This window comes from Kineococcus auxinigenes, assembly GCF_050871525.1.
Classification (GTDB): domain Bacteria; phylum Actinomycetota; class Actinomycetes; order Actinomycetales; family Kineococcaceae; genus Kineococcus.
Window position 1 is genome coordinate 1 of sequence record NZ_JBKBCT010000105.1, and the last position, 10,145, is coordinate 10,145.

Annotated in this window: 7 protein-coding genes; 4 read left to right on the plus strand and 3 right to left on the minus strand. The window is 77.6% G+C overall.

The genetic code is table 11. From position 1 onward, the window contains the following. Nucleotides 1-301 precede the first annotated feature (301 nt). Nucleotides 302-724: a hypothetical protein gene (locus tag ACRYR9_RS18710; protein ID WP_432499121.1), complete on the plus strand. Its 423-nt coding sequence runs from the start codon at nucleotides 302-304 to the stop codon at nucleotides 722-724. A 369-nt stretch (nucleotides 725-1,093) separates the two neighbouring features. Here ACRYR9_RS18710 and ACRYR9_RS18715 read toward each other — a convergent pair whose 3' ends face one another. Next, nucleotides 1,094-1,585 carry a hypothetical protein gene (locus tag ACRYR9_RS18715; RefSeq protein ID WP_432499119.1) on the minus strand — a complete coding sequence of 164 codons (492 nt, stop codon included), beginning with the start codon at nucleotides 1,583-1,585 and terminating at the stop codon, nucleotides 1,094-1,096. A 76-nt stretch (nucleotides 1,586-1,661) separates the two neighbouring features. Beyond that, nucleotides 1,662-3,215 carry an MFS transporter gene (locus ACRYR9_RS18720; RefSeq protein WP_432499117.1) on the minus strand — a complete coding sequence of 518 codons (1,554 nt, stop codon included), beginning with the start codon at nucleotides 3,213-3,215 and terminating at the stop codon, nucleotides 1,662-1,664. A gap of 200 nt (nucleotides 3,216-3,415) precedes the next feature. Between ACRYR9_RS18720 and ACRYR9_RS18725 the strand changes: the two genes are divergently transcribed. Beyond that, on the plus strand, nucleotides 3,416-3,973 hold the full coding sequence (locus tag ACRYR9_RS18725) for a TetR/AcrR family transcriptional regulator (RefSeq protein WP_432498957.1): 558 nt from the start codon (nucleotides 3,416-3,418) through the stop codon (nucleotides 3,971-3,973). Between the two features lie 95 nt (nucleotides 3,974-4,068). Then, nucleotides 4,069-5,451 carry a sensor domain-containing diguanylate cyclase gene (locus ACRYR9_RS18730; RefSeq protein ID WP_432498954.1) on the plus strand — a complete coding sequence of 461 codons (1,383 nt, stop codon included), beginning with the start codon at nucleotides 4,069-4,071 and terminating at the stop codon, nucleotides 5,449-5,451. Here ACRYR9_RS18730 and ACRYR9_RS18735 read toward each other — a convergent pair. After that, nucleotides 5,394-7,217, minus strand: a complete 1,824-nt coding sequence (locus ACRYR9_RS18735; RefSeq protein ID WP_432498952.1) for an ABC transporter ATP-binding protein — start codon at nucleotides 7,215-7,217, stop codon at nucleotides 5,394-5,396. The genes ACRYR9_RS18730 and ACRYR9_RS18735 overlap by 58 nt on opposite strands. Before the next feature lie 232 nt (nucleotides 7,218-7,449). Here ACRYR9_RS18735 and ACRYR9_RS18740 point away from each other — a divergent pair, with 232 nt between their 5' ends. Then, nucleotides 7,450-9,999 (plus strand): SpoIIE family protein phosphatase, encoded by a 2,550-nt coding sequence (locus ACRYR9_RS18740; protein WP_432498950.1) that lies wholly within the window; start codon nucleotides 7,450-7,452, stop codon nucleotides 9,997-9,999. Nucleotides 10,000-10,145: the final 146 nt, after the last annotated feature.

Consider the following 10,145-nt stretch of genomic DNA (forward strand, 5'->3'; position numbering starts at 1 on the left):
GGGTGCTGGACGGGCTCGCCGCACACCGTCGCCGGCACGCCCGAGCGGTGACGGCCCACCCCGGCGTGTTCACCCCCGCCTGCAGCACCGCTGCCCGCCGCGGTTCCGAGCGCCCGGTCATCCCGCGATCCGGGCTCACAGCTCCGCCAGCGACTTCACGGTCGTGACGCCGACGGTGCGCGGTCCCACCGGCCGGTGGCTTCGCGGCCCTGCCGGTGGCCGGGGTGGAGGGAGCGACTCCTTCGACTGCTCGCCAGCGCCGGGTGCAGCGGTGCTCGACGTCGTGCAGGACACTCGACCTGTGCCGGTGAACGGGGAGTCGACTGCCACCGCCCGGCTGCAGGACGGCATCGACGCCGTCTTGGTCCCCCGCGGGTTCAGCGCCGCGCAGGCAGGCACGACCGGTGAGCGGGGCCAGATCGTCTGGTGCGCGGCCGCTGACGACCTCGCTGCCCGCTTTCCCGGCCTGCCGACCAGTCGTGAACCCGCAGGGGGGTGGAGCACCCGGTGCACCGACGTCGTGGTCGACGTCGCCGGTGGCGACTGGCGCGTGACCGGCGTCAGCTTGGAGGGTGAGGACCTGGACCAGGTGCTGGCAGACCTCGCTCTCACCGCCGCCGCCGAACGCGCGGCCGCCCTGATCGGCTCGACGGCGCACGACTGCCTCACGCCCCTGCCGTCGCTGTTGACCGAGCTGTTCGACAGCTCCGGCCCGGAGCGCTGACTCCACCGTCCACCGGTGCGCGGGCAGTCGTGCCGCCGCCCGAGCCACCGCGCCCGTCGGCGGCTCACCGCCTCGGCGCGTCGAGGGCTCCTCACGTCGAGCAGCGCCCCCAGCCCTCGGTGCTCGTCGAGGTCCGAGGTGGTGAGCGGGAGGTCGTGCGCTCGAGCGGTCGCCGCGATCAGCAGGTCCAGGCGCCGGGGTCCGGGTTCGCGACCGGTCGCCACCACGGCCGCGTCGATGTGGTGGGCGTCGGCGTGGAGAGCTCGCGCTCGCCGATCGTCCGCACGCGACCACCGTGGTAGCGGTTTGCTGCAGGCGATGGCTCCGCCAGGTGGGTGCACCGCGCACGACCGGTGGCAGGAGCGGGCGTCAGCGCCCGCCGCTGCGGGCGCGGCACCGGTGCTGCCGGAGCAACCGGCCACCCCACGCCGAGGACCACACCAGCGCGGCGGCGGCGAGCAGGACGCACGGCAGCGAGACGAAGGCGGTGCCGAGGTTGGCGCCCACGGTGGCTGCGGTGGCCACGCGGTGGGCCACCGCCAGCAGGGCCCCGGCGGCGGTCACGGGCAGCAGCACCGCCCACCAGCGCCGGTCGCGGCGCAGCAGCGAGCCCGGGCGGTTGACGACGACGCCGACGACCGCCAGCACCAGCAGCGAGAGCAGACCAGCCGCGTTCTCGGCGGCGGCGGGGACCTGCGGGCCGGCGGCGGCCGGGTCGATCCACTCGTCGGGGTGGGACAGGTCCCCGACGGCCCACCAGGTCGCCACGGCCGCTGCGGGCAGCGCGGCCACGACGGCGAGCAGCGTGGGGGCCGGGTGCGGGCCCGTGCGGCGGGCGGGTGGGGTCGCGGTCGGGTGCACTGCGCGCGCTCCGTCCTCACGGGGGTGCTCGGGCGGTCCAGCGGCCTCGACCGGCTGGACCCGGGCCACGAGCGTGTCAGACCCGGGCGTGCTCGGGCGAGCGCGCGTCCAGCGCGCGCGGGCGCAGCTGCCGGTGCACCAGCAGCGCGGCCAGCGCGGTGAGCGCCGCCCCGGCGACGGCCGTGGTGTCCAGGCCGTGCGCGAAGGCCTGGCGCGCGGAGTCCAGGAGTTGGGCGCCCACCGCCTCCGGAAGCTGCCCGGAGACCTCCACCGCACCGCCGAGGGTCTCGGTGGCGGCGGTGGCCTGCCCGGCGCTCGCGGCTCCCGGCACCCGCACCTGCGCGCTGTAGACGGCGTTGAGCACGCTGCCCAGGACCGTCGTGCCCAGGACCGCGCCGACCTCGTACGCCGTCTCGGAGATCGCCGAGGCGGCGCCGGCGCGGTCGGCGGGGGCCGTGGACAGGATCGCGTCGTTCGTCAGGGTCTCGGCCAGGCCCGTGCCGGCGGACAGCACCACGAAGGCCACCGCCAGCTGCACCGCCGCCGCGCCCGCGCTGCCGCCGGCCGGCGCCCCCAGGGTGGCGGCCACCGCGTAACCGGCGGTGCCCAGCAGCAGGCCCGTGGCGATGAGCACGTCCAGGCGCGCGCGCCGGGCCAGCCGCGCGGCCAGCAGCCCGGCGGCGACCGAGACCACCGCGCCGGGCAGCAGCAGCAGGCCCGCGCGCACCGGCGACAGCCCCAGCACCAGCTGCAGGTACTGCGAGACGGCGAAGAGCATCCCCGTCATCCCGCAGATGCTCATCAGGTTGGCCAGGACCGCGGTGCGGAACACGGGCAGCCGGAACAGCCCCACGTCCAGCAGCGGCTCGGCCAGCGTCGTCTGCCGCCGCACGAAGAACACGCCCAGCGCGACGCCCGCCGCGAGCGCCGACAGGGGTGCGGCGCCGGGGCCGTGGTCGGCCAGCGCCTTGATCCCGTAGACGACGCCCGTCATGGCGAGGGTGGCGGTGGCGGCGCTGAGCAGGTCCAGCCGCGCCGGCTCCGACGAGCGCGACTCGCGCACCAGCAGCGGCAGCAGCACCAGGACCAGCGCCACCACCGGCACGTTGACCAGGAACACCGAACCCCACCAGAACCGCTCCAGCAGCACCCCGCCGACGACCGGCCCCAGCGCGGCACCGCCGGCGAACGCGCCCGCCCACACGGCGAACGCGGTGCGCCGCTGCTCGCGGTCGGGGAAGACGCTGCGCAGCAGCGCCAGGGTGGAGGGCATGAGGGTGGCGCCGAAGACGCCCAGCGCGACGCGGGCGGCGATCAGCGCCTCCGCGGAGGGGGCGAACGCCGCGAGCGCGGAGACGGCGCCGAACCCGGCGGCGCCGATCAGCAGCAGCCGGCGCCGGCCGGAGCGGTCGCCCAGGGCGCCCATCGTCACGAGCAGGCCGGCGATGGCCAGGGAGTAGCCGTCGACGATCCACAGCAGCTGCGTGCCGGTGGGCGCCAGGGCGGTGCTCAGGTGCGGGACGGCGAAGCTCAGCACGGTGGTGTCCAGCGAGATGAGCAGCACCGGCAGCATCAGCACCGCCAGCGCGGCCCACTGGCGGGCGCCGGCGCGGGGGACGGGCGGGGTCACGGGGAATCCTCGGTCGTCGGCTCGGTGGGGGGGGGGGGGGGGGGGGGGGGGGGGGGGGGGGGGGGGGGGGGGGGGGGGGGGGGGGGGCGGGGGGGGGGGGCGGGGGGGGGGGGCGGGGCGGGGGGCCGGCCCGGGCGGGGGCGACCACAAACCACTGAACCGTCCGGACGGTACAGCGAATCTCGATTAACCTCCTGGGCGTGACGAGCCCCCCCAGCACGCGCGACCGGCTCCTGGACGCCTTCAGCGAGCTGCTCGTCGCCGCCGGCTCCCGCGGCGCCACCCTCGACGCCGTCGCCGCCAGCGCCGGCGTCTCCAAGGGCGGGCTGCTGTACCACTTCGGCACCAAGGACGCCCTCGTCGACGGCCTGCTCGAGCGCTTCCGCCGCATGGCCGGCGAGGACGCCCGCGACATGCGCACCGCTCCGGCCGGCGCCACCGAGTACTACCTGCGCACCTCCGTCATCCAGCAGGGCGACCCGCTCTCCCGCACGGCCGTCGCCGTCCTGCACCTGGCGCAGGGGGGTGACCCCCGCGCCGCGGACGCCTTCACCGCCGCCACCGAGGAGTGGCGCACCGCCATCGAGGAGGAGGTCGGCGACCGCGTCCTGTCCCGCGTCGTGCAGCTCGTCGGCGACGGGCTCTGGGCCGGCTCGTCCATCGGGGTGGCCCCCGACGACCTCGACGACGTCGTCGCCGGCGTGGCCGCGGTGCTGGCAGCGGCGCGCGCCCCGCGACACGCCGGTCCACCCGCCTGAACCACCCGATCGGTCCCTGCACCCGGGCCCCGCGACGACCGACGGTCAGGGGGTGGGCCGGCGGACCGGCCCGCACCGGAGCGGGAGGAGCAGCAGTGGCAGTGGTGGACGCACCCGTGGTCCCGCCCGCGGCGCAGCTGACGGCCGCCGCGGCGCCCGGTGCGGGCGGCGCCGAACTGGCCGGCTACCTCGCCGGCGCCCCCGACCCCTGCTGGTCCACCGGCCCCGACGGCCTGGTCACCTCCTGGAACCCCGCCGCCGAGCGCGTGCTCGGGGTGACCGCCGCCGACGCCCTGGGCCGCTGCGCCGCCGCCCTCCTCGGCGCCGGCACCGGCGCCCGGGCGGGCTCGGCGCCGGAGCCCGGCGACGCCCCCACCTCCCGCGAGGTCCTGCTCACCCGGCCCGACGGGCTGCCCGTCTGCGGCGTCCTGACCCGCTGGAGCGCCCCGCCCGGCTCAGCGCCGCAGCACCACCACGTGCTGCGCGTGCACGAGGGCGCCTCGTCCCCGCGGGACGGCGCCGACCTGCTCGGCCGCGTCAGCGACTCCGTGGTCGTCACCGACCTGGCGGGCACCGTCGTCTACGCCAACGCCGGCGCCGAACGGCTGTGGGGGCCGCCCGCGCGCGAGGTCGTGGGCCGCCGCGTCGGCGTGCTCACCCGGCACAGCCCCGACCTCGAGGGGGACTTCCGCTCGCTGGTGGACGCCCTGTCCGCCGGTGGCACGTGGTCGCGCTCCGCGGTGCCCGTCGTCACCGCCGCCGGGCGCGACCTGCTCGTCGACGTCGGCGCCACCGCCCTCGTCGGTGCGGACGGCGCCTGCACCGGGGTCGTCCTCGTCAGCCGCGACGTCACCGGTGAGCGGCAGCTGGAGCGGTCCCTGCGCGAGGCCACCCGCGCCCTGCGCGAGCGCGCCGTCCGGCTCGCCGACGCCTCCCGCCGCGACCCGCTGACCGGCCTGGCCGGGCGCAGCCTGCTGCAGGAGCGGCTGGCGGCGGCGCTGACCGCCGCCCGCGCCGACGAGGGGCCCGTCAGCGTGCTGCGCGCCGACCTGCGGGGCTTCCGCGCCGTCAACGACTCCTACGGCTGGGTCGCCGGCGATGCGCTGCTCATCTCCTTCACCGCGCACCTGCTCTCGCTGCTGCCCGCCGGCGCCACCGTCGGGCGCTGGGGCGCGGACGAGTTCGTCGCCGTCCTCCCGGACAGCAGCGCCGCGGCGGCCGACGACCTCGCCGGGCAGGTCGCCGGCTGGGCGCCGCCCGCCCCGCTGCCCGGCCGCGGCCGCCGCCGCGGCGACCGGACCGTGGGGGTGGTGGTGCGGGTGGTGCGGGCCACCCCGCAGGAGTGCTCCGCCCCCTTCGACGGGGGCGTGCGGGCCCTGCTGCAGCGCGCCGAGGCGGCCGTGGCGGCCGTGGCGGCCGCTCAGAGCGAGGGCTCCACCGCCCCGCGGGACTCGTCGGCGGCCACCAGCTCCGCGTAGCGCCCGCCCGCGGCCAGCAGCTCCGCGTGGGTGCCCCGCTCGGCGATCCGGCCGCCGTCCAGCACGACGATCTGGTCGGCCCCGCGCACCGTGGACAGCCGGTGCGCGATGGTCACGGTGGTGCGGCCGCTGGAGACCTCCTCCAGCGCGGAGGCCATCGCCCGCTCGGTGCGGGTGTCCAGCGCGCTGGTGGCCTCGTCCAGCAGCAGCACCGGCGGGTCGCGCAGCACCGCGCGGGCCAGCGCGATGCGCTGCTTCTCGCCGCCGGAGAAGCGGTAGCCGCGCTCGCCGACCACGGTGTCCAGGCCCTCGGGCAGGGCGTCCACCACGGCGTCCACCTGCGCGGTGCGCACCGCCCGGCGCACGTCCTCCTCGCTCGCACCCGGAGCGGCGAAGCGCAGGTTGTCCGCGATGCTGGCGTGCAGCAGGAACGTCTCCTGGGTGACCACGCCCACCGCCTCGGCCAGCGAGCGGGCGGTCACGGAGCGCACGTCGTGCCCGTCGATCAGCACGGCCCCGGCGTCCACGTCGTACAGACGGGCCAGCAGGTACCCCAGGGTGGTCTTGCCCGAGCCGGTGGACCCCACCACCGCCAGCGACGTGCCCGCCGGCACGACGAGGTCGATGCCGCTCAGGGCGGGGCGGTCCGCGCCGGGGTAGCGGAACTCCACGCCGCGGAACTCCACCCGACCGCGGGCGCGGGGCAGCTCCACCGCGTCCGGCGCCTCGGCGACCTCCGGGACGCTGTCCAGGTACTCGAACACGCGCGTGAACAGCGCCATCGAGGCGTGCAGACGCACCAGGATGCGCAGCAGCGCACCCAGCGGCCGGAACAGCTGCGCCTGCAGCGTCACCAGCGCCACCAGGGTCCCGATGCTCAGCGCGGTGCCGGTGCCGCGCAGCCACCCGCCCAGCAGGTACGTCAGGGCCGGCACCGCCGCCATCGTCAGCGTGATGAGCGACCACTGCCAGCGCCCCGCCATCTCCGAGCCGACCTCCAGGCGCGCCACCCCGTCGGACTGCGCGGTGAAGCGCTCCACGACCTCGCGGGTGCGGCCGGTGGTGCGCGTCAGCAGGATCCCCGACACCGACAGGGTCTCCTCGACGGTGGCGGACATCTCCGCGAGCTGCCGCTGGCGCTGCGCGGTGATGCGCCGGCGCAGCCGGCCCACCCGCCGGTTCAGGTGCACCGCCAGGGGCAGCACCGTGAAGGAGAACAGCGCCAGCCGCCAGTCCAGCGCGAGCATCGCCACCACCGTGACGACGACCGTCGCCAGGTTCTGCACCAGCTCGGCGCCGGTGCTCGTCACCACGGTCTGCAGGGCGCCGATGTCGCTGGCGATGCGCGACTGCACCTCGCCGGTGCGGGTGCGGGCGAAGAACCCCAGCGACATGCGCTGCAGGTGCGCGTACAGGGAGGTGCGCAGCCCGTGCATGACGGCCTGCCCCACGCGCGTGGTCAGCAGCCCCTGCACGACGTCCAGGGCGGTGGTGACCGCCGCGATCGCGATCAGCCCGCCGACCAGCGCCGCCAGCAGCTCCAGGTCCTGCTCCGGCAGGGCCTCGTCGACGATCTCGCGCAGCAGGAAGGGCGAGGCCACCCCCGCCAGGGCGGACAGCGCGATGAGGCCGGCGACGATCGACAGCGTGCGCGCGTGCGGCCGGAACAGCCGCAGGGCGCGCACCACCTCCGCGCGCTGCGGCCGCCCCGGGGGCGGCTCGCCCCTGCCGGGGCGGAACGGGTCGCGGGTGGGGTCACCGCGCACGTGCTCTCCCTGCGTCCGGTGCTCCCGGGGGCGGGGGCGTGTCCGGCAAGCGTAGGAGCGTGCTCCGACAGCGACCCTTCGTCGCTGATCGCCTCTATCCTGTGACCCCCGGTGACGGGCAGGGTGGTGGCGGGAGTCGTCACGGTTCCCCGCCGGGGCGTGTCGGGCGAGCCGGCGGTCGGTGCGGGAGTGCGTCCGGGAGGCCCCTGGCGCAGAGTCGAGGGTGTGACGCATGCAGGGCAGGCCCGCAGCGGGCTGGGACGGCCGGGCAGCGGCCGAGCCCGCGCACGCCCTGCCCGCGCGCGCCCACGCCCCCCACCCCGCCCTCGAGCGCCTGGCGGCCCTGGCCGCGCGCTCGCTGTCCGCCGCGTCGGCGCGCGCGGAGCTCACCGAGGACGGCGAGCCCACCGGGGCCGGCGCGCGCGTGGGCCTGCTCGCGCCCGTGGACGCGCTGCTCACCGCCACCGCCCTGGCGGCCGCGCCCCTCGTCGTGGCCGACGCCCGCGCCGACGGGCGGTGGGCGGCGCTGCCCGCCGTGACGTCCGGGGTCGTCGGCTGCTACCTGGGCGTGCCGGTGCTCGGCACCGACGCCCGGGTCGTGGGGGTCCTGGCGGTCTTCGACCCCGTGCCGCGCCGCTGGACGCGCACCGACGTGGACCTGCTGACCGACCTCGCCGCCGTCGCCGTCGGCGAGCTGCGGCTGTCGGCGCTGGCCGTGCAGCACGAGGTGGACCGGCTGCGCTGGCGGCTGGCCGTGGCGGCCGGCGGGGTGGGCAGCTTCGACTACGACCTCGCCAGCGGTGCGATCAGCTGGGACGAGCGGATGCTGGAGATGTTCGGCTACAGCGCCGCGGAGTTCGACGGCAGCCTGGCCGCCTTCGACGCGCGCGTGCACCCCGACGACCTGCCGCGCGTGCACGAGTCGATCACCGCGGCGGTGGAGGGCAGAGCGCCGTTCCAGGCGGAGTACCGCGTCCTGCTGCCGTCGGGGGAGACCCGCTGGATCACGGCGCGCGGGGAGGTGCTGCGCGACGAGGCGGGCCGCCCGCTGCGCCTGCTCGGCGCCGGGTACGACACGACCGCCGAGCGGGGCAGCGACGCCCGGGTGGCGCGGGTGCTGGAGTCGATGCCGACGGCGTTCTTCTCCCTGGACCGCGACTGGCGCTTCAGCTACGTCAACGCCGAGGCCGAGCGGCTGCTGCAGCGCTCCCGCGAGGAGCTGCTCGGGCGGGACGTGTGGGAGCTGTTCCCCGACGCGGTCGGCACCGCGTTCGACACCGAGTACCGCCGCGCGCTGCGCACCGGTGAGCCCGTGGCGTTCGAGGGGCACCACGGCCCGCCGCTGGACGGCTGGTTCGAGGTCCGGGCCTGGCCCGACCCGGACGGGCTGTCGGTGTACTTCGTCGACGCGACCGCGCGCCGCGCGGCGCAGGAGGACGCGGAGCGCACCGCGCGCCGGCTGGAGCTGGTGGCCACCGTCAGCTCGGACCTCGTCGCCACCCTCGACGCGCAGGAGGCGGTGGCCAGGCTGGCCCGCCACGTGGTGCCCGCGCTGGCGCGCTGGTCCATCGTCACGCTCGTCGACGAGACCGGGACGATGCGTGACATCGGTTCCTGGCACGCCCAGGAGGAGCTGCGCGAGGTCGCCGACGCCTACCGCCGCGCGCGGCTGGTGGGGCTGTCGCCGGGTTCGCCGCTGCTGCGGGCGCGGCCCGGCCTGGAGCCGGTGACGATCGCGTCGGACGCCACCCGGCGGGTCGGTGCGGTGCTGGCGCCGCCGGCCAGGGCGCTGCTGGAGCAGCTGGCGCCGGAGTGGGCGTACGTGCTGCCCCTGCGGGCGCGGGGCCGGCTGCTGGGGATGATGACGCTGTACCGCTGCCCGCAGGACGGTCCGCTGTCGCAGCAGGACCTCACCACGGCCGTGCAGGTCGCCGACCGCGCCGGGCTGGCCCTGGACAACGCCTCCCTGTACGCGCGCCAGCAGCACGTCGCGGAGGGGCTGCAGCGCAGCCTGCTCACCCCGCCCGTGGAGCCGGACCACCTGGAGGTGCGGGTGCGCTACCGCCCGGCGGCGCAGGCCGTGCAGGTGGGCGGCGACTGGTACGACTCCTTCCTGCAGCCGGACGGCGGCACCGTCCTGGTCATCGGCGACGTCATGGGCCACGACGTGGACGCGGCGGCCGCGATGAGCCAGGTGCGCAGCCTGCTGCGGGGCATCGCCTACTCCAGCGGCGGCTCGCCCGCGGCGGTGCTGTCCACGCTGGACGCGACCATGCGCGGGCTGGCGGTGGCGACGACGGCGACGGCCGTGGTGGCACGGCTGGAGCAGACCGGCACCGAGCGCGAGGAGGGCGTCACCCGGCTGCGCTGGTCGAACGCCGGGCACCTGCCGCCGGTGCTGCTGCGCCCCGACGGCACGGTCGCGGAGCTGACCAGCGGGGAGCCGGACCTGCTGCTGGGCATCGCCCCGCACCTGCCGCGCCGCGACGGCCACGTCCGGCTGGAGCGCGGCTCGACGCTGCTGCTGTTCACCGACGGCCTGGTGGAGCGCCGCGGGCAGGACATCGACGAGGGGCTGACGCGGTTGCGCTCGGTCGTGACGGAACTGGCGCACGCCGACCTGGACGACCTGTGCGACGCCATCCTGGACCGGCTGCTGCCGCCCGAGCCCGAGGACGACGTGGCGCTGGTGGCGGTGCGCCTGCACCCGCAGGACGGCCCCCGCCCGCAGGTGGCCGGCCCGCACGTCCTGCCCGACGACCTCCCCCTCCCCGGCCCCTGACCCCCACCCACCCCTCCCACCCGCGGGGGGGGGGGGGGGGGGGGGGGGGGGGGGGGGGGGGGGGGGGGGGGGGGGGGGGGGGGGGGGGGGGGGGGGGGGGGGGGGGGGGGGGGGGGGGGGGGGGGGGGGGGGGGGGGGGGGGGGGG